The following is a 20,551-nucleotide window of genomic DNA, read 5'->3' as shown; positions in this document are numbered from 1 at the left end:
AGCCTCTAGGATCTAGGGATCTATATCGCTAACGTTTAAATAGCTTACTTATTAATCTGCTGACTAATAGCGACAAAGTCATAATCACCACACAATATATAACTAACATAGTTGATGATGTAGCAAGTTCGATGACATGCTCACTTTTGCTCATACACAGGTTTGTTTCAAAATTAATTGCGCCACCGGCATCTAAACACCGATCAGCCAGTAAAAAACCGTGCAGCCACCACACAACAAACAAGCTCACTAAAACACCCGCTAAAGATGGCAATAAATTATTTTTCATAGATAAAAAACCAGAAGAAAAAGTAAAATAACAGCGCCCTATAATAGCAAGCACCGTATCGAATAACTGCACTGTGAAAGCCTGTTTTCGAAAATAAAAATTAATACTTATGAATTAATTTAGGTGCTAATTATAGCAGCCATTCAGCTACGATAAATTGCGATAATACTCAAACCAGTATCACATCAAACCAACGAAGCCAATTTTAATTCCTTACCACAACTTATTTGATGGCACTGTGCCAACAACAACTCTGCGGTCGCCATGGCATCGGTAAGTGCATGGTGAGTGCTGTAATAAGGTAACTCATAACGCGCCCTACAAGCACCAAGGGTTAAATCATCCAGGCCAATTTCGTGTCCTTGTTGGTGCAGGCGTTTTTTTTCAATATGAAAGGTATCTAGTATCAATTTAGGGTGTATTGCCAAACCGTGAGTTTGAAATGCCTGCTTTAAAAATCCCCAGTCTAAGGTGGCATTATGAAACACTAAAATAGCATCTGAAAAATGTGCACTAAGGGCCGCTAAAATAGCAGCCAAGTTTTGCCCTGTTGCGACATCGTGCTGGGCAATACCATGATAAACAGGGCTTTGCTCAAGACGCTGTACATCCTTATTAATTGCATGTTGCGACTGGCTTAGTTTAATGCATTGGTTTTCTATCAGCACCCATGCAATCGAGACAATTTCATGCTGCTTTGGATCTAGCCCAGTCAGCTCTAAATCAATCACTAAATAGCGCTGTGTTAATGCATTCTCAGCAAGTAATAGCTTACGGGCAAAATAACGACTCAACCAACGTTTAACCACTTAACTTGTCACCGTATTCACTGTAAAGCACATAGTTATAAACTCCCACGAGCAAACTTAAATGCCGCAGCTTGCTGCGCCAGCTTAAGCAGATAAAACGCTTCTTTTAATTGATGACGCTCAAGAGAATTTAATTTATCTGGGTTAATGCAGTTGCTGGGTAAGCCTTCTTCGTTTATTTGTGTGCGCAAACGTAACTGAGTTAAAAATCGCCAACAGTCTTTTAAGTTATATATATCGTGATTACTTAATAATGAATGTTTCAACAATGCATCTAAACGCTCTTGGGTGTTCGCTCGGCGTATGCCTGCTTTTAACGCATATAGGCGCACTATATCATTAATGATCACCACACCGCGCTTTTTCAAATCGATGTATTTATGCTGTTTAGCGTCTTTTTCGAGTTTAAACTGATTAAATAAACCAATTGGCACTGAGTTCGATTTAATATCGGTAGCCATTGCTGCGTAAAATAATTCGTTGCGAGAAATCCGGGTTAGCTGCTCACAAAAGGCGGTATAAAGCGCTGTAGAGCCTTCAATAAAGCGTAAATCAAAAAATATTTTACAGTTCAGCATAGCCTGCGGTGTTGGGCTTTTTATCCAAGCAAAAAACTTTTCACACCAATCAGATAGACTCATTCTGCACAATTCACTGCTGGCCATAATATTACCTGGGCAGCGCCTAATTCCGCACTCTACCAACTGTTCACAAACAAACTCCCCCATGCGACGGTAATAATCTTGATGCTGCTCAGTTAAATCATCTGGCAGTAATAAGCCATTGTCTTGATCTGAATGTAAGGTTTGCTCTTCGCGCGCTTGTGAGCCAAAACAAATAAAACTAAAGCTGGTCGGCGCCGCCCCGCACTCTTCTTGAAATAAATAAATGAGTCGTGAGGTTAACGCATCAGTTAAGCCGCTAAGTAGCTTACCTATCAAAGATATATCATCAATGTTATGCGAAAAACTGCGCAATAACTCAGGTATTTCAGCCGCGTAGCGTTTTAAATCAGTCACACTGTGAGCTTTATAAATACGGCCAATCAGTTGTACGGGGTCACTCTTTTGCTGGCGCAATAAATCGGTACTGGTGATCATCCCTAATGCTTTATGATGTTCATCAAGAACAGGGAGGTGATGAATATTGTGTTTAAGCATTAAATGCAGCGCCGAAAACACTCGGTTATTTTCAAAAATAAACTTCGGTTTTGCACTCATAATCGAACGTACGGCTTGCTGAGGATCGACTTCATCGGCTAATACACGGTTGCGTAGATCGCGATCGGTCACCACCCCGACTAAACGTTCATACTCGGTAACCATAATTGATGAAACACCGTGCTCTTTCATTTTTTTAGCCGCTTGGCGAATGCTCGCATCAGGTGATAGGGTCACGGCCTTACGGGACATCAATTCTGCTATTTTGCGCTCAGACCAACTGTCATTTTGGCTTTTGTAATGGGATGACAACAACCGATTAGCATGAGCACGCACAAAGTATTGTTCAAACCGTTTATATTCACGACGCAGGTAGTCAAACGCATCTTGATTGAGCATATAAACAATGCCCTCTTTTTGTACTTCTAAACGATTTTGAATTGCTTCGCCGGTCAGTAGTGAAGGAAAACCAAAATAATCACCTTGTGCTAAACGGGTGATCACATCGCCTTTTGCATCCACTAAGTCATATAAGCCTGAGCGAATTAAAAACAGTTTAGGTGAGGCTGATTGCAGCCATTGCGTTTGATTTTCACGGGTAAGATAAATAACATCGAGATGCTTTACAAAGTAATCAGTTGCACTGCTATCAAGGTCGCTAAATGGCATTTGTGCTAGCACAAACTGGGCGACTTCCTGTTGCTCATTATTCATTTGTCTACTCGCAAAAAACAATCGTACACTCACTGTACTGCTATCAGCGGCAAATAAAAAGCCCGACTTAAGTCGGGCTTTTGGAGCTATTAATATTAATTAATAGAGTATCAGAGTTGTTAGTGAGCGTGAGCTTCACTAGAACCTTTAGGATTACGAATACCTTCAACCATTTCTTGAATTTCAAGCGGTGTATCAGCGGTAAACTTAACTACAATTGCAGCAACTGCAAAGTTAATAAGCATACCAACTAAACCAATACCTTCAGGCGAAATACCTAAGAACCAATGCTCAGGATTATTTAGCTCTGGGCTGACAAACTTGAAGAAAATGATGTAAGCCGCAGTAAAGGTGATACCGGTTACCATGCCTAGAACTGCACCTTCTTTATTCATTTTCTTAGAGAAGATACCCATAATGATCGCCGGGAAGAAACTTGCAGCAGCTAAGCCGAATGCAAATGCCACCACCGACGCCACAAATCCAGGCGGGTTAATACCAAAGTAAGCGGAGATAACAATCGCAACCATGGCTGCCAACCTCGCTGCGAGTAACTCTTGCTTATCGCTAATGTCGGGTTTTAGGGTTCGCTTGAGTAAGTCATGCGATACGGAGGTCGAAATAACCAGTAGTAATCCTGCTGTTGTTGATAGTGCCGCAGCAATACCACCGGCAGCCACTAGCGCCACCACCCATGCTGGTAGGTTAGCAATTTCTGGATTCGCAAGTACCATGATGTCACGGTCAACGTTAACTTCGTTAGCGCTGTTTGGATCATCAATTTTACCTGCTGTATAAAACATTTTGCCATCACCATTTTTATCATTAAAGGTGATTAAGCCTGTTCTTTCCCAGTTTTTGATCCAAGCTGGTGCTTCTGCGTATTCTGTGCCGCTACCATCTTTACCGTTAATCGTATCAATCATGTTAACACGGGCAAATGCTGCAACCGCTGGTGCTGTTGTGTAAACAATCGCGATGAACACTAACGTCCATGCCGCTGAGATACGGGTATCTTTAACACGTGGAACAGTGAAGAAGCGTACGATTACATGCGGAAGACCCGCAGTACCCACCATTAAGGCACCAGTAATGGCAAACACATCAATCATGCTCTTAGAGCCTTCAGTATATTGCGCAAAACCCAGTTCGGCACTTAAGCCATCAAGTTTATCAAGAACATAAGCACCTTCACCGCCAATTAATGTCGCACCAAAACCAGTTTGTGGGAAGAAATGCCCTGTCATCATCATAGAGATAAATATTGCAGGAACAAGGTAAGCAAATACCAGTACACAATACTGTGCTACTTGAGTATAGGTAATCCCTTTCATGCCGCCTAATACTGCATAAAAGAATACGATAACCATACCAATGTAAACGCCCGTTTCAATCTCAACTTCTAAGAAGCGAGAAAACACCACGCCTACACCGCGCATTTGACCTGCGATATAAGTAAAGCAGATGAAGATAGCACACAAAATTGCCACTAAACGAGCTGTACGTGAGTAGTAACGATCGCCGATAAAATCTGGCACAGTAAACTTGCCGAACTTACGTAAATAAGGTGCTAAACACATGGCAAGTAATACATAACCACCTGTCCAACCCATTAAGTAAACGCCGCCATCGTAACCGGCAAAAGAGATAATACCTGCCATAGAGATAAATGACGCAGCACTCATCCAATCCGCAGCAGTTGCCATACCATTAGCAAGTGGTGGCACACCGCCGCCTGCTACATAAAATTCGTTGGTTGAGCCCGCTCGAGCCCAAATTGCAATGCCGATATAAAGCGCGAAGCTTAAACCGACAATTATAAACGTGAGTGTTTGAACATCCATTGCTTAGCTCCTATTCGTCTACGCCGTATTTTTTATCTAACGTATTCATTTTGAAAACGTACACAAAAATCAAAGCCACAAAGGTGTAAATCGCGCCTTGCTGGGAGAACCAGAAGCCAAGTTTAAACCCAAAGAAACGCACTTCATTAAGTACATCAACCAGTAATATGCCAAAGCCAAATGACACGACAAACCAAACTGCTAATAATTTAAACAGCAGTGAAATGTTTTCCGCCCAATAAGCTTTTGCTTGTTCTTCATCTTTAAAAGCCATTTTTTATTTCCTCTTTAACATCTGTAAAAAGTGATGTGGTTTTTATTATCTGCACTAACCAATTTAGCAACGCTGCCTTAATATTGAATTGAGACCATAGTCGTAACAACAAGTTAACGTTTACGTAAACTGCAAATGCTACATTATTAAAAACAAGTAAAAAACATTAATTATCATCATGTTAACTATTTACACTGGGTGATAATAACTATTCATCAAGGCTATGTTGCAGATCTGCGACATTAGTCTAATAGATCTTAAAAACTCAAAATTACCCATGCATATCAAAAAGATAAGAACAATTGCGGATTCTAGTCTAAAATTGACAGCTCAAAATAAGCAAAACTTCTGGTATGGTGTGCAATAACAAAATAAAAATTGAATATATACATGACTGCTGCATTGATTTTTGTCGCTTTAGCGTACATTGGCATCTTGTTTTGGCTTGCAAACTGGGGCGATAAAACCACACCACTGGCCAAACGAATTAGCCACCATCCTTTTGTTTACTCGTTTTCGTTGGGTATTTACTGTACTTCGTGGACCTATTACGGCTCTGTGGGCACTGCAGCCACCAGCAGTTGGAGCTACTTGCCGATTTTACTAGGCCCTGCATTGTTGTTTTTTTTCGGACAAGGCTTTTTACGCAAACTAGTACTGGTCAGTAAAAAACAAAATATCACCACCATTGCCGACTTTATTTCTGCTCGCTACGGTAAACGCCAAACCACCGCAATTATGGTGACATTTATCGCCTTACTGGCAACTATTCCCTATATCGCCTTGCAACTTAAAGCACTCAGTAATAGCTTTTTACTACTGCAAAGCGACAACAAAATATCTGGTTCAATGGTGGCGTTATCTGCCACTTTGATCATGGCGATGTTTGCGATTTTCTTTGGTACTCGCAAAGTTGATGTAACCGAATACCGATCGGGGTTAATGCTTGCGGTAGCGTTTGAATCGATGATAAAACTACTCGCCTTAGTAGCTGTAGCTGGTTTAGCTTTGTTCACTTTGTATAACTTACCCAGTACCAGTGAATTACAAATTAAAGAGTCGTTGTGGCAACACTGGAACAATTTTAACTTTTTGAGTTTTAATTTTATTGGCCAATCATTAATGGCCGCCGCTGCCATTATCTGTTTACCACGCCAGTTTCACGTTACCGTGGTTGATAACCAAGACAAGCGCCACTTATTCACCGCCCGTTGGGCTTTCCCATTGTATTTATTACTAACTGCAGCAATGATTTTACCGATTGCTACCGCGGCGATTCACCCAGAAATTGGCAATGGCTTCTCACCAGATAGCTTTGTACTGGCGCTGCCATTAATGAATGACAATGTATTGCTCACCACTTTTGTATTTATTGGCGGCATTTCCGCGGCGACTGCGATGATTGTGGTTGCCACTTTGACGCTCAGCACCATGATCTCAAATGATGTGGTATTACCGTTAATGCTACGTCGTAAATTCAAACGTAACCTCATTACTAGTAGCTACAAACCACAAATATTACTAGTGAGGCGCTTTACTATCGCCGGTATTTTGATCTTGTCTTACTTCTACCAGCAATGGTTTGGTCATGGCAAAGCCCTTGCGAGTATGGGCTTAGTTGCGTTTTCATTAGTGACGCAATTATTGCCTGCGATTGTCGGTGGTTTGTACTGGCGTAAAGGCCATGCTTACGGTGTTTATGCCGGATTATTAGCCGGTTTGATCTGCTGGATACTGTTTTTAATGCTGCCAATACTCGATGCTGGCAATACTCTTGATGCAGAATTACAGCAAACACTCATTACCCGTGGCACCTTGATTGCGTTATTTGCCAATATAGGCTGTTACATCAGCTTTTCACTGGGTGCTGATGAGCGCCTGATTGATAAAATTCAAGCCGCGGCTTTTGTTAATCCAAAAGAGCAAGCGGTGCTGGCAAGGCGTTTAAACAAAAATGTTAAAGCCACTGTGTACGATTTTAAAGTGCTACTGCAAACCTTTTTAGGGATTCAACGAAGCCAACAAGTCCTTGCACATTTTTCGCTAACCCATCAACTTGATGATAATAATACGCACCCAGACCCTGAGTTTATAGCCTACTGCGAACGGGCTTTAACAGGCGTATTGGGGGCATCTTCTGCACAAGCACTTATTCATACCGTAGCATCAGGTAAACGCATGGCATTTGAAGAAGTAGTTAACTTTTTTGATGAAACCACTCAAGCCCTGCAATTTAACCAAAACTTACTCTACACCTCGCTGGAAAATCTAAGCCATGGTATTTCAGTTGTTGATAAAGAGCTTAATCTAGTGGCATGGAATAAACGCTACGCAGAAATGTTTAACTATCCCGCAGGTTTTTTAGAGGTAGGCCAACCGATTGAAGATATTATTCGTTATAACGCTGAGCGCGGCGAATGTGGCCCAGGTGAAATAGAGCGTCAAGTAGAAAAACGTGTGCAGCATTTAAAAAACGGCAGTTCGCATCACTTTATTCGTCATCGTCGTAATGGTCTAGTGTACGAAATGATTGGTAATCCACTGCCCGATGGTGGCTTTGTAACCAGCTTTTCAGATATTACTACCCACATCGCTACCCAAAATGCGCTTGAAGAAGTAAATATGGACTTGGAAAATCGCATTGAAGCCCGTACCCAAGAAATCCGTACTATTAATAAAGATCTCGAAGCACAAATAGAAAGCCGCGTACAAACAGAGCAAGCACTCACATTAGCCAAACGTGAGGCAGAGCAAGCAAATGACAGTAAAACTCGCTTTTTAGCCTTAGCCAGTCATGATATTTTACAGCCTCTCAATGCTGCGCGTTTATACCTTGCTGCCATTGATGAAAAATCCCTTGCTGATAATAATATCAACAACTTTGAAAAACTCGGAGCGAGCCTCGATTCAACTGTACATCTAATGTCAGCATTATTAGAAATTGCCAAATTAGAACAAGGTGCAATGACCCCGACCCCGCGCCACTTTAGTATTGACGATATTCTCGCGCCACTGCGCAACGAGTACGCTATTTTATCAAGCGAAAAAGGCCTCAAGCTCACGGTGCGCAGCGGGCAACATATTGTCCACAGCGATATCACCTATCTGCGACGAATTGTGCAGAACTTAGTATCAAATGCGGTTAAATACACCAATTCTGGTAAAGTTTTAGTGGCTTGTCGCAAACGCAAGCATCACCTGCGCATAGAAGTATGGGACACCGGCCCTGGCATTAGCGAAGTAGAGCAAGCCAAAATATTTAACGATTTTTACCGCATAGAAGCGTCTGACAACAAAGGCGTTGGCCTAGGCCTTAGCGTAGTAAAACGTATGGTTGATTTACTATCAATTCGCTTAGATGTGCGCTCAACACCACAAAAAGGTAGCTGTTTTAGTATCGAAATACCTTATGGTGAAAGCCAGTTTGTGCAACAAAAGCTGGCAACTAACAGCTTATTTGCAGAGCGCTCCGCGATGAACATCATCGCCGTAGATGACGACCCAGAGAACCTTAATGCCATGGCCAGTTTATTACAAAAGTGGCAAGCTAATTATCAGTTGTTTGATCAAGTTGAAAATGTACTGACATATGCAAATGAACACAGCGCACCCGATGTGATCTTAATGGACTACCAGCTAGGACATGATCACGACGGCATCAGCTTAATTAAAGCCCTACGGGAGATTTGGCAAGCCAACGTGCCCGCTATTTTAATTACAGCAGTGCGCGACGTAGAACTAAAACAAGCCACTAAAGCTGAGGATATACATTATTTATCCAAACCAATAAAGCCTGGAAAGTTAAAAGCACTGCTGAATCACAGTACGTGAATGAAGGCTTATCTGTAATATTTCTCTTTCCTCAAATTAGCCCAAGGCGTTTAATTAAACGCCTTGCACTTTATCTATGAATACTTAAGAGGAATAAGATCATCACTAATCGCATTATAAAAATCAGGCTTTATGGCGTTTAGATCTATCACATCAACTAGGTAGGGTAAGTTTGATTCACTAAAAGCATTTTTAAGTTTAAAAATAACGGTGTGTTCAATTACTTTGTTTTTAGCTTTTAAGGCCAAATCTAGATCAGAATAAGTTCTAGCAGTATTTTTAGCTCGAGAGCCAAATATATATACATCGATTCCTTTATCACTTAAATTTTGCTTTTGTAAACAATCTTCTATGATTTTTAAGTGTTGCTGTTCAATCTGCATTTCTACGCTCAAGCTCTGCTAACAGGTGACTGGCATCAATAAAAAAAGCTTTTGCAGCTTGATAGACCTTTTCAGCAACCGCTTCATCATAGGTATGGGAAGTTGTGTTTCGCGCAATATGATATTCAAACCAAGGAAGAGGGTCATTTATTAGTTGTTTATCAGCGGCTAACCTAAATAAATCTTTACGACTTAGTGGTGCGAGTGTTTCAGCGCCCATGTCTTCAACTAAGTAACGGCGGAGCATCTTCCAAGCAAGCTCATAACTGTATTCAAAACGCTGAATAACACTATCTCGAATAAACTCATTTTTGGGTTGCTGCAACGCCAGTTCTAATGACGAAAGTGCTTTACCAAATGGTGTTAAAATTAACATATCAGCCTCGATTATTTTTTTACTAGTTTAATACAGCCTAGCAATTTACCCAAGCACATCTCTATGGTTAGTCTTACTTCTGAGCTTTTGGAACAACCAGCTCAAGCCCACAAGCGATAGCCCTAACCCAATAAATGATACCGCTTTGAGTAAACCGGTAAGGCTTGCCATATCAATTAAAAACACTTTTACTATCACTGCGCCAAGAATGCCTAAACCGACTTTTTGTAACAACAGCTGCTGCTTTAAATGTCCAGCTATCACCACTAAAGCGCCGAGTAATAACCAAATAATCGAATAACTATATAGCTCAACGTCACTGGTCGCTTTATCAAGATAAATGAAACCGCCTTGCCAATATTGACGGATCAATGTGGTGATAGCTAACGCCGCTAATAAACCAGACACACCCAGTGTAATTTGGCTCAATTTAACATTGATCGATTTAACTAAATTAGCTAACCACAGTACTAGCAAGCTAGGGACTAACCAAGTTAATAACAGCCAATTCAATAATGGCGTTTCTCCTACATAAAGACGCATTAATAACGGGTTATCATCGAGTGTTGTATTGATTAACAATAAGCCAGCTAACGCAGATAAAATAAGGCCTGCAATGCGGTATAACTTGCCCAATTGCCCTGCACTTTGCGCGCGATATAAATAAACGCAGCCTAACGCGAGCCAGTTACAGCTGAGTAAAACTTGCTCATAAAAGCTTAGAGAAAAAAGCTGAGGATAATGCCCGACTAATTGGTAGCTGGTTTCGGTGGTAATAAATAATGCCAAACAATGTAGTGCAGCTCCTTCGAGCCATATTTTCATCTCTGTTTGTTGCCATTGTTTTGCGGCAAACCAAAATAGTCCAACAGCAATGGGGTAAACCACTATGCCCCAGTGTAGTGCTAAAAAGGTTAAATCAGTATCGTATAGCCACGGCGCAAAGGTGAGTCGTGCAAGGACCGCCGCTACTAATACTTTAATTGGCCAGTGCGGCATTGGCACTTTGTGGCGTTTAACCAAAAAGCTTACAACCAACACTTGAATAGCCAACGCAAGCGTTAAGCCACTATCGGCAAGTAACATAGTTAAGCAAAGTGTAATATTGGCATTAGCACCCACCCAATAACTAAACTGCTGCCATTGTGTTCGAGCAGTTTGGGCACGTTTAATCAGCACACCACTGCTAAGCAGCAACAATACAGTCCATAATGAATACGCCACAGCTAAGTCTTGCTCTGAAGTTATAGTGTAAAGCGTAGCAATTAGGGTAAACACACTAAATGCCGCAATTAAATGAAAACTTAAACGTTTATAGTAACGGGCACCAAAGTACAGCCCATAGCAGCAAAAACCTATGCCGAGCAATAAACCAAAACCATACATATTTTTAAATATAAATAAGTGGTCGTTACTATCAATGTTATACGTTTGCTGACTAACAATCAGCAGCACAGCAATTAGCAATGCTAGGCCTTGCCACAGATCCCAACGGCTATTTTGCAGCACCAAAAATAGCAACATGACGATTAAGCACACCATGACAATTTGCCATTGCACACTCGTCATAGAAATTACTATCGCTACCAATAACGGCACCACAATCGCTAACAATAATGGGTGATCAGGCTGTAATTTTAATAGCCGCTGTAAACTATATGGGCGATATTCTAATAACCGCAATGTTAAACCTAAACGCATCATCGCGATTAAACCTATAATCGATAGCAGTGCAAAACCACCAACAATCCAATATTGCTGTGTATTGATCACACTCAGCGCCACCCAATACCAGCCAATATGCCCTGCCCAAAGTAAATACCACAACCATGGCCGCTTTACCTTTTGCGCCACTAACACCGCAGACAAAGTAACAAAGCCAATGTACATCAATAACGCCATTAAGTTACCGCTGCCAGTATTAACCCAAATTGGTACGCTGTACGCACCCACAATACCTAACACAGCGAGCAATGGCCCTAAGCGCAGTGCCATGGAGCTTGCCGCCAGTGCAATAACAGCTAGCATCACAAAAGCCGTGGTTGGGCTTAACATCGCATAACTTGAGTAGGCAAGCAGCGTTAATGCAAAGCAGCTAATAAACCCACCACCAGCCAGAGCCGCGGGCACGTAATTATTAAAGCCTTCAAAAACAATGCCTTTTCGATGCAGATATTCAGCCCCTGCAATTAGTGCAATGCCAAATAAGCCACCAAAAGTGAGCCGTAAACTTGGCGATAATAAACCCGCATCTAAGCTATATTTTGCTAAAAATATCCCGCCAAAGGCCAGCGCGACACCGCCAATCCAAGTCATCCAGTTTTGTTGAAACTGATTTTTTAATTTACTAACAAAAAGATCAAACGCGGAGGGAGAAGGTAATTTTTCACGGCTATTTGCTGTAGTAGGGGTTATTTGCTTTATTGCTGCATCTTGCTGCTCAGCAGTTTTCACATGCTGTGATCGTATCGGCTCAATTGGACGTTCAACTTGCGACTGCACCGTTTGCGCTCTACTGTGATGCTGAGCTTGCTGCTGACTAGTATTGTTCGCTATAACTGTGTGTAGTTGTTTTTTTAAGGCCGCAACATCTTGCTTTAATGCACTCACTTTTGTTAAAGCAACTAAACCAGCAATCGAGCCTGCGACTATAACTAACGATAAAATGACTATGAGGCCTATGACATCATCCATTTTTCAATCCTTGACTACTTTTAATACCTCCTTATAGCGTAAAGTGTATTGAAAATATACCCAAAAAATCTCAGCCTAGCAGCGCTAAGGCTGAGATTAAAATCCAGATTATTCTACTGAGTCATCTACCGAGCCAGTAACGGTACGTTCTAGCGTCATTTTGTAACCAGTACTCGTTGTTTCATCATGTTCAAGAATTAAGATGTAGTTACCTTCTTGGCTAAAGTCCATATCACCTTGTTGCATAAGCACAATTTGCTGGCCGTTATCCTCATAAAGTACATACGTAGTATAAATTTCATTATCAACTACTTGGTCTTCTTGATCGTACTGATCAATGCCATCAATAATATTTTTAGCATCATCAACCGTTTCACCGTTAAGCGTAAACACCACATCTACGTCACTAATATCTTGTCCTACATAGCTATCAATTAAATTAACAACGGTCACTTTATGGCTATAGCTGCTTGGGGTTAAGGTCTCTTTTACCGTCATCATTCGTGGGCCGTAATCTTTGTCATTGTAGAAAACGCCAAGGTTACTTTGTTCACGCTCAAGGGTAAGTAAAAAGTTATCGACTATCTTGTTACCTGACTCATCTAGCATTGCAATACTGTAGCTGTTTGGATCAAGCTCAAGGTAGTTAGAGTACATATCATTAGTCGTTACATCTGTGGCACTCGTTTGCGAGCCACGCGTTGCACTAAAACTGACTTGTGAATAATCATCAATGGTATTGATAAAGCGCAATTGCCCCTGTGCATTCTGATGCTTAAGCGCTGTAACGCTATTGCTTGATGTAACAACATCAAGGGTGATGCCGTTTTCTTCGGTGGCGTAACTTGGGCGGATCATCACCACATAACTCGCCTCGTCATTAAAATACACTGAGGATGATTCAAATAACACATCAGTACTGCCACTTTGCGTTAAGTACAAGGTGTAATAGCCTTCATCAAAACTTTGTAGCGCCAACTCATTTAAATAAGTTGGTGAGGCAATGAGCTCTGCAGTATCAAACAAACCATCATCATTTGCTAAATACACATCAAAACTCAAGTTTTCGCCAACAATATTAAAAAAGCCTAAGTTAGCTGACCCCTCATCACCACCGGTAGGCACGCTGAGCTCGCTGAATGTCGGCTCTGTAAAATCACCATTCATGACCCATAATTGGGTCATATCATCTTTGACCGAAACCGTTTGTTCGCTAATGGTAATATAGCTATCGTTTGCATCAAGGTACTTAAAGTTTACGTCATAGTCATTAGTACTGTAATTATGACGGGTCGTTACATCACCAAAGTCAGTGCCTGAACGCTCAGCATCATCAATAAATAAACGCGTATATGGGCTATTGTAAGAGCCATTGTACAATTGAATGTAACCACTTTTGCTGGAGCTCGAATCATCACCCGAACACGCAGTAAGTGTTGCAATTAGAGAGGTTGTTAGTGCAGTTTTAAATAATGGGCCACGCATGGAATCAATTCCTTATTGTTAATAGTTTGAATATGACCATTAACAAAAGGAATAATTCCATGATTTACAAAGCATTACCTGCACTTACAGTTCTTTACGAATTCGTAAACAAGTGTATAAATGTGCAAATAAAACGCACATTTTTATACATTAAAATAACAAATCAGCGCGAAGCACTGGCTTTGTTTGCAACTTAGCGAGTACGTTTAGAAAAACTAAAACTGCCTTCATCAATAACCTGGCCGCTTAAGTCTCGCGGCGTCGTGTAAAAGCTCACATCCAATTGATTAGTTTGGTTATCAAGACTGATATGACTAAATCCCCAGACAAAGCTTTTTGACCACAATAAATCATACTCAGGGTATTGGCGCTCTTGAAATTGTGCAAATGGCGTGTGCTTACCACGCATTTTTGATGCAGCACCTGAGATGATCAGCGGTAATTTACCAACACTATTACCTGAATCGAATTTTGAGCAATCATCACTAAGTAACTCTAAATCATGTTCGTGACCTGCAATATAACCATCAGCGTATTTACAAAGAGTTGGCATTAACAACCTGCGCAATACATGCCCTTCGCTATATTTAGTGCCACCAATTGACCATAAAATATGATGACCATAAACCAGTTTCCATTTCGCCGTTGAGTTTGCTATGCCTTGTTTAAGCCACGCAAGCTGGGCTAAGTCTTCACCATTTTGTGGCCCTTCATGGGGATCGTGTATTTCTAGTTCAGCACGGCCCTCTTTTCTTGCTTGCTGCTCATCCATTTCACTGCCATCGGGGTTTAGCGGCAGATCATAAAAAGTTTGTCCCGCAAGTAGCATATTGGTATCAAGCACAAAAAACTCTACATCATTACCCGGTTCACCCATTTTGTAACTGTAGTAACCATTTTCGCCCATAAAAAAGTTCGCCTGCTGCGCCATCCACTCGGTTTGCAGTGCAACGCCTTTACGCGAGCTTTTCCAGTCGTGATTGCCTAGTGCTGAATACACCATTAACTTCGGATCAGCCTGAAATAATGGTTTAAGTGGCGCATAAACAAGATCATATAAGCGCTTTTGATCATCTTTCCCATCATCAGCATCGGCGCCATCAGGATAAACATTATCACCCAACTGAATAGCAAATTGGCACTGCTTGGTTTCACATAGCTTTGCCATTGCGATACCGACTGCCTGCGCACCACCTTGCTCGGTCGCAATATTTGTATCTGGGTAAACATATATTGGCGCATGATCAAATTCTGCACGAGGACGATAATCCTCTAACCAATCAGTAAGCTCTGCAGCAATAAATTGCTGTTTATTTTTAGGATTGGTGATGTGTTTGGTTTTTGGATAGTCAACATGATAGCCACCATCACCAAACGCTAAAAATTCAATATTACTCGTGGCAGTTGTTTGCGTGGTATCAGATGTTTTAGAGGTGCAGCCAATAGTGGTAAGGCAAGCACTAAGTGCAAGGGATAAAGTTGTTTTTTTAATCATAACATTCTCAATTATGAGCCTGCGTAAAGTGACAGGCTCATCGGCATCTTAAGGTGGTTTGGGTATACTCTTTATAAAGAAGAGAACGTAAAGCCTAGTTCAAAGGTACGTCCGTAAGATTCATACTGATAGTTGTAAAGCTTATCGCCATGATACAAGTACATAGGCTCATCAGTTAAGTTAGTAGCATTAAAGTACACATTCATGGTGTCGTTGAAATAGTATTTACTGCTAAAGTCTAACTGCATGTGGCTGTCTTCATACACTGCCATATCCGCATCATCAAACTGGTAACTTTCACTTTTATATGATGCACTTAAACGTGTACTAATGGCATTATTCTCATACCCTACAATGATATTCGCTACGGTATCAGCTTGGTTTGGTAACTTGTCATCAGCATCAATAAAGGTACCGTTTGCGCCAAGTACAAATCCTGATTTAAAGGTTTTGTTCCAGTTTAGTTCAATACCCGTTAATGAGGCTTTGCCACCATTAACCATTTGCACCACTTCGTCAAAACCATCCCAATCACCGTTATCTTGCACTTCTTGTTGAATGATAAAGTTGTCGATGTCTTTATAGAAAATACCCGCCGATAACACGCCAATGCTGCCTGGGTAATATTCAATAGAGGCATCTAAATTCATTGATTCGTAAGGGTCTAAGTCAGGGTTACCCACTTCAGCTTTACGCTCTGTTACCTGCACGCCATCGTCTTCTAGCGTTTCGGTTTCAATTAATTGATACGCCGCCGAATCACTGAACGTTGGCCGCGCTATGGTGTTAGTATAGGCAAAACGTGTTACCAATTTATCGCTCACGTTATAACGTAAATTTAAGCTTGGTAAAAAGTAGTCGTAATCTTTACTGACTTGCCAAGGCGTGGTGGTAACCGTTTCAGTATCGTTAATATCATCAACCACTAATTCAACTTGATTACCACTGGTATCAAATTGTGTGCCTTCATAACGTACACCGGCAACCACATGTAACTTATCAATATCCATGCTGATCATCGCATAAGCGGCAGTAATATCTTCATTACTTATATAGCTTTGGCCATCAGATTCAATTTGTGATTCGTTGCTATTAAAGGCAAATCCGGCTTTATTGGCATTATAAAAAGTCTGAATTGCTCCACGGTTAAGGCCTGGTCCAAAGCTGCCTAAATCAAAATCAGGCTCAGGGGCCGCAAAATCACTGCCCGTCGCATCTAAAAAGTCACCATCATAAATTGAGACGTTAACATCGTTACGCTTTTCACGACTTTGGTGTTTAAAACCAAATTTAAATTCACCATTGTTATTTTGCCAAACAAAATCACGGCTAAAATCAAGTTTAAAACTAAGCTCTTCATCTTCACTAAGGTTATTGCTAGCTTCAATTTTATCCATCGCGAACTGGCTTAAGTCATGAGCATTAGCCGATTGGCTTAGTAATGGCGTGTCTACACGAGCTATGTAGCCCATATCAATATCTTCACCGGCAAAAGTAACATCTAAACGATTTGGTTCTTTTTCTTCTGATTTTGAATACCCTACATTGTATTCAACAAACCAGTTATCTAATTGATTTTCGCCACCAAGTACCATAGATAAAATACTTTGTTCTTCATAGCGGTCTTTCGTGTCTCGGTCCATTTCTGCACCGCTAAAATTAGCGCTGTCGCCGTTGCTATCAACTAATTTACCGTCGCTAAATTTATACTCATTACGTTGGCGGAATTCATCATCAGAAAAATCACTGTATAGCGTACGTAGATAATACTTATCCGTTGCACCACTGTGTAAATCTAAATTAAGAGCTGCGCCTAAACGCTCACGGGTAATTTTATAGTGACGTTGCTCAATTTCTTCTGCACCAAATATTTCAACGTCATCACCGGTTATAGCATCTTCAACATCAAAGCTGCTCCAACCGCCATCGGTTTCCATATTGCGCGACCCAAAGTCACGTTTAAACCACGAAATTGCCGTTGCAACACCTAAATCAAGGCCATTATCTAACTCGTAAATATTGGTGTAGCTGCCTGATAGTTTAGGGCTGGTTTTAGATTCTAGTTCGTTATACGAGCCTTGTGCAGTAAAGCTATAGCTCTCACCCGCTCTGTCAAAGGCACTAAGACTTTTGACTTCAATCGAACCACCAACAGCACTGGCATCCATATCTGGGGTAACCGTTTTACTGACTTCTAAACTTTGAATAAGCTCACTTGGTAATACATCCATCGCCACTGAGCGTACACCTGCCTCAGGTGATGGCACATTTAAGCCATTGACTGTGACGTTATTTAAATTAGGATCAATACCACGAATACCAACAAAGCGCCCTTCCCCTTGGTCGCGAGCAATAAAAATCCCCGGTAGGCGTTGTAGTGCTTCTGCTGCATTTTGATCTGGAAATTGGCCAATCGAATCAGCACTGACCACCGACTTTAAGTTAGTTGCATTTTTTTGACGGTTAATTGCCCCAGCTTGCCCAGCACTTTGTCCATAGACAATAATGTTATCAATCGCTTCTTGCTGCTCACCAATAATAATTTGCTGAGTGAAAACTTGTGAATCCACCACCGTTATTTTTTGTTCTACTGATGGTGCGCCAATGTATTCAACTACTAAGGTGTAGTCGCCGGCTGGTAGCTTATTAAACGAAAACGAGCCATCGCGGTTACTAACGGTATTTAAGTTTAATTCTTTAACCGATACTTTCGCGCCACCAAAATACACACTTTGGCTGGCATCTGTAATACGTCCTTGCACACGGCCATCGGCGAGGGCTGGAGTCGCATATAAAATGCCACAACACGCTAATGCAATACTCGACTTAATAAAAGGTGACGTCTTAAACGGGTTCATAATTGTTCTCTTGGTTGCTGCTAGTGATTTTAATTATTTGCTTGGCCATGCTTGGCTTGCAGCAACACCCTAAGGGGCAATCATGAAAGAAATATGTCAGTCCTTCAGGCAATACAGTTAATTCACTGTTATTAGGCTTTTTTAAGCACTCAAAGAGCTTAAAATGAGCCAATTTGACCCCTAGCCAAACTGTATTTTTCAACGAAAAGACGCGGTGTTTAGCGAAATAAATCACTGAACGTAAAAAATATGTCATCACTGTGAGCTAATCTGACCCTAGTGGCATTAAAGCTGTTTGCTTATTCTGCCAATCAGACATGACCAATTGAGCTCAATATGAATTTATCGTTTTTAAAATTACATCGCTCATTACTACTGATTTTAGTGGTAATGCTGGCCAGCGTATTAACCCTGACATTAAGCTACGGCCAATACAAAGGCCACAGTGAAGTTGATTGGTTTGATGTTGCGGGCGAAGGTGGCATTACTGCCATGACCCTAGTGTGGATATTTTTTATTCTACTAAGCAGGCCGAAGGGACGAGTAACCAACTTATTATTCGCCGGTCTTGCGATTATGAATCTATCTATGACATTAGATTTTATTGATGAGTTTGTCAGTTATAGCGATGAGCAAGCATGGCTCAGCACTATTGAATCAATTCCCGCCCCTTTTGGCATGATTTTAATGACCATTGCGCTTTATCATTGGCACCAAGAACAAATGAGCATAAATCAACAGCTGCGTAACCGGGAACGCTTTTACCGAGAACACCAACTCAGTGATGCAATTAGCGGCCTTGCCAGTGCCGATTATATGAAAAGCCAAATTAATCGCGAGCTAAATTTATTGCACCATAACCTGCATGGTTTTTCATTGCTGATGTTCGATATTGCCCAGTTTGATCGCTTTAATCGTCAATTTGGCGACGCTGAAGGCGATAATCTGCTGCAAGAGTTTGCACAAGTGATCACACTCAATGTCCGCGAACAAGACTTAGTATGCCGTTACGCCAGTGATTGCTTTATTGTCATGCTACCAAATACAAAACTAGCTGTCGCAGAACAGCTGAGTTTATCTATTGTCGCAGCATTAGAGGCATTTTCATTTAACAGCAGCGATAACACGCTGACTCATAACCAAAAAGTACATACGAGTTTAGTGACTGCAACAACCACTGACTCGACGTCAGGTTTGTTAAGTAAGTTGCATCAAGGACTATTAAAAAATAAGCACTTGCACGAATATTCTGATGAGCAAACTGCGTGAATGCTGGTGTGAATGCTAAATCGGGTCAGCTAAGCTATATCGACACGCCGTGCCAAGGCTTGCAGTCGTGGGCGGCACAACTCGTTGATTTAGCAAAGCACCGTGGAGTACACCCAGATAAATTACTCAAAGGCACTAAATTATTTTACCAAGACTTTGCAGCAGGAACAGCCTCGATTACTGTTGAGCAGTTTTATCAACTACAAGAAAATTGCCGCCAATTTGATAACCAACATCAACTCAGTTTTCTACTCGGTCGTAAACTACTCAACCATAACCCGCTGTACAGCGCATTTTCGCAAGCAGAAAGTTTACGCACCTTGCAAAAGCTACTAACACGCTCACCTTTGCATGGCTTTAATTTATTTAACGCCCAGCATAAACATCATCAAGGCCGCCATTACTTTATTATTAACCTCAGCTTTGGTGCAATGAGTGCCACTATTGAGCAGTTTAGCTGTGAATTATTTGCCAGTTTCATAGCCGCAACTTGTAAGTGGCGAATAGGAAATAACAGCGATCTCTGTTTTTCATTTCCTTACCCTGAGCCCAAACACATAGAGCAGTATCACACTAACCTGCAAGCCAGCTGCAAATTTTCACAACAGTTATTTATGATCAGTATTAGTGATGAGCTGTACAACAAACATTTAATTGATAGTTGCCCAAGTTTATTACAACAATCGTTAACCACCATACAGCAACAACCAGTACCCGCTAGCTCTTGGCTGCAATTAGTGCGTGATCACATTGCAACTCATCCACAGCATAGCCTTGAAACCGTTGCCCACTATTTCACCATGAGCCCCGCCACTTTTAAGCGAAAACTCAAACAGCATCATACTCGTTTTAGCGCCTTACAAGATTGTATCAACCGTCAAACTGCGGTGTTTAACATTACAACCTTAGCGCAAACTAACGAAACCCTCGCAGGCGAACTTAACTTTAGTGACCTAACTAATTTTCGCCGCGCCTTCAAACGCTGGACGGGGATGACCCCCAGTAATTTGCGTGGCCAACTAAAATCAACGTGATTTATAGTCAATCATTCAATAAAGCCCTTGCAATAG

At 41.3% G+C, this 20,551-nt stretch carries 14 protein-coding genes; 3 read left to right on the top strand and 11 right to left on the bottom strand.

Annotated elements, in window-relative coordinates; all coding sequences use genetic code 11:
• Window positions 1-28: 28 nt before the first annotated feature.
• The 5 genes from V7783_RS08810 to V7783_RS08790 form a co-directional block, all read right to left on the bottom strand.
• Window positions 29-361 carry a hypothetical protein gene (locus V7783_RS08810; protein WP_335678414.1) on the bottom strand — a complete coding sequence of 111 codons (333 nt, stop codon included), beginning with the start codon at window positions 359-361 and terminating at the stop codon, window positions 29-31.
• 113 nt (window positions 362-474) lie between these two features.
• The gene (locus V7783_RS08805) at window positions 475-1,098 is read right to left on the bottom strand and encodes a 3'-5' exonuclease (protein ID WP_335678413.1); all 624 of its coding nucleotides are present in this window, start codon (window positions 1,096-1,098) and stop codon (window positions 475-477) included.
• A gap of 35 nt (window positions 1,099-1,133) precedes the next feature.
• Entirely contained in the window at window positions 1,134-2,972 is a 1,839-nt protein-coding gene (locus V7783_RS08800; RefSeq protein WP_335678412.1) for a DUF294 nucleotidyltransferase-like domain-containing protein, read from the bottom strand.
• A 119-nt stretch (window positions 2,973-3,091) separates the two neighbouring features.
• Window positions 3,092-4,816 (bottom strand): sodium:solute symporter family protein, encoded by a 1,725-nt coding sequence (locus tag V7783_RS08795; RefSeq protein WP_335678411.1) that lies wholly within the window; start codon window positions 4,814-4,816, stop codon window positions 3,092-3,094.
• A gap of 10 nt (window positions 4,817-4,826) precedes the next feature.
• Entirely contained in the window at window positions 4,827-5,090 is a 264-nt protein-coding gene (locus V7783_RS08790; RefSeq protein WP_004586074.1) for a DUF4212 domain-containing protein, read from the bottom strand.
• Between the two features lie 390 nt (window positions 5,091-5,480).
• Between V7783_RS08790 and V7783_RS08785 the strand changes: the two genes are divergently transcribed.
• Window positions 5,481-8,921 carry a PAS domain-containing hybrid sensor histidine kinase/response regulator gene (locus V7783_RS08785; protein WP_335678410.1) on the top strand — a complete coding sequence of 1,147 codons (3,441 nt, stop codon included), beginning with the start codon at window positions 5,481-5,483 and terminating at the stop codon, window positions 8,919-8,921.
• A 74-nt stretch (window positions 8,922-8,995) separates the two neighbouring features.
• On the opposite strand, the gene V7783_RS08780 is transcribed toward V7783_RS08785, so the two are convergent.
• From V7783_RS08780 to V7783_RS08755, 6 genes are all read right to left on the bottom strand, one after another.
• Complete coding sequence (locus V7783_RS08780; RefSeq protein ID WP_335678409.1) at window positions 8,996-9,304, bottom strand: nucleotidyltransferase family protein; 309 nt, start codon at window positions 9,302-9,304, stop codon at window positions 8,996-8,998.
• Window positions 9,294-9,680: a nucleotidyltransferase substrate binding protein gene (locus V7783_RS08775; RefSeq protein ID WP_016708527.1), complete on the bottom strand. Its 387-nt coding sequence runs from the start codon at window positions 9,678-9,680 to the stop codon at window positions 9,294-9,296. The genes V7783_RS08780 and V7783_RS08775 overlap by 11 nt, the downstream gene beginning before the upstream one ends.
• 45 nt (window positions 9,681-9,725) lie before the next feature.
• Window positions 9,726-12,374 carry a DUF2339 domain-containing protein gene (locus V7783_RS08770; protein ID WP_335678408.1) on the bottom strand — a complete coding sequence of 883 codons (2,649 nt, stop codon included), beginning with the start codon at window positions 12,372-12,374 and terminating at the stop codon, window positions 9,726-9,728.
• Window positions 12,375-12,482: 108 nt separating this feature from the next.
• Entirely contained in the window at window positions 12,483-13,859 is a 1,377-nt protein-coding gene (locus V7783_RS08765; RefSeq protein ID WP_335678407.1) for a hypothetical protein, read from the bottom strand.
• Window positions 13,860-14,052: 193 nt separating this feature from the next.
• A complete protein-coding gene (locus V7783_RS08760; RefSeq protein WP_335678406.1) occupies window positions 14,053-15,354 on the bottom strand; it encodes a metallophosphoesterase in 1,302 nt (433 codons plus the stop codon).
• A gap of 71 nt (window positions 15,355-15,425) precedes the next feature.
• Window positions 15,426-18,212 (bottom strand): TonB-dependent receptor, encoded by a 2,787-nt coding sequence (locus tag V7783_RS08755; RefSeq protein WP_335678405.1) that lies wholly within the window; start codon window positions 18,210-18,212, stop codon window positions 15,426-15,428.
• Between the two features lie 336 nt (window positions 18,213-18,548).
• On the opposite strand from V7783_RS08755, the gene V7783_RS08750 reads away from it, so the two are divergent.
• Together V7783_RS08750 and V7783_RS08745 are read left to right on the top strand one after the other, a co-directional pair.
• Entirely contained in the window at window positions 18,549-19,481 is a 933-nt protein-coding gene (locus tag V7783_RS08750) for a GGDEF domain-containing protein (RefSeq protein ID WP_335678404.1), read from the top strand.
• A complete protein-coding gene (locus V7783_RS08745) occupies window positions 19,478-20,515 on the top strand; it encodes a helix-turn-helix domain-containing protein (RefSeq protein ID WP_335678403.1) in 1,038 nt (345 codons plus the stop codon). Before V7783_RS08750 ends, V7783_RS08745 begins: the two co-directional genes overlap by 4 nt.
• The last annotated feature ends 36 nt before the right edge of the window (window positions 20,516-20,551 follow it).

This window comes from Pseudoalteromonas sp., from assembly GCF_036960685.1.
GTDB lineage: Bacteria > Pseudomonadota > Gammaproteobacteria > Enterobacterales > Alteromonadaceae > Pseudoalteromonas.
This window is presented reverse-complemented; position numbering and strand designations above follow the sequence as displayed.

Coding starts and splice junctions, on each gene's coding strand:
- V7783_RS08755 (WP_335678405.1), bottom strand. CDS start 18,212: ATGAACCCGTTTAAGACGTCACCTTTTATTAAGTCGAGTATTGCATTA.
- V7783_RS08775 (WP_016708527.1), bottom strand. CDS start 9,680: ATGTTAATTTTAACACCATTTGGTAAAGCACTTTCGTCATTAGAACTG.
- V7783_RS08800 (WP_335678412.1), bottom strand. CDS start 2,972: ATGAATAATGAGCAACAGGAAGTCGCCCAGTTTGTGCTAGCACAAATG.
- V7783_RS08770 (WP_335678408.1), bottom strand. CDS start 12,374: ATGGATGATGTCATAGGCCTCATAGTCATTTTATCGTTAGTTATAGTC.
- V7783_RS08750 (WP_335678404.1), top strand. CDS start 18,549: ATGAATTTATCGTTTTTAAAATTACATCGCTCATTACTACTGATTTTA.
- V7783_RS08760 (WP_335678406.1), bottom strand. CDS start 15,354: ATGATTAAAAAAACAACTTTATCCCTTGCACTTAGTGCTTGCCTTACC.
- V7783_RS08785 (WP_335678410.1), top strand. CDS start 5,481: ATGACTGCTGCATTGATTTTTGTCGCTTTAGCGTACATTGGCATCTTG.
- V7783_RS08765 (WP_335678407.1), bottom strand. CDS start 13,859: ATGCGTGGCCCATTATTTAAAACTGCACTAACAACCTCTCTAATTGCA.
- V7783_RS08795 (WP_335678411.1), bottom strand. CDS start 4,816: ATGGATGTTCAAACACTCACGTTTATAATTGTCGGTTTAAGCTTCGCG.
- V7783_RS08790 (WP_004586074.1), bottom strand. CDS start 5,090: ATGGCTTTTAAAGATGAAGAACAAGCAAAAGCTTATTGGGCGGAAAAC.
- V7783_RS08780 (WP_335678409.1), bottom strand. CDS start 9,304: ATGCAGATTGAACAGCAACACTTAAAAATCATAGAAGATTGTTTACAA.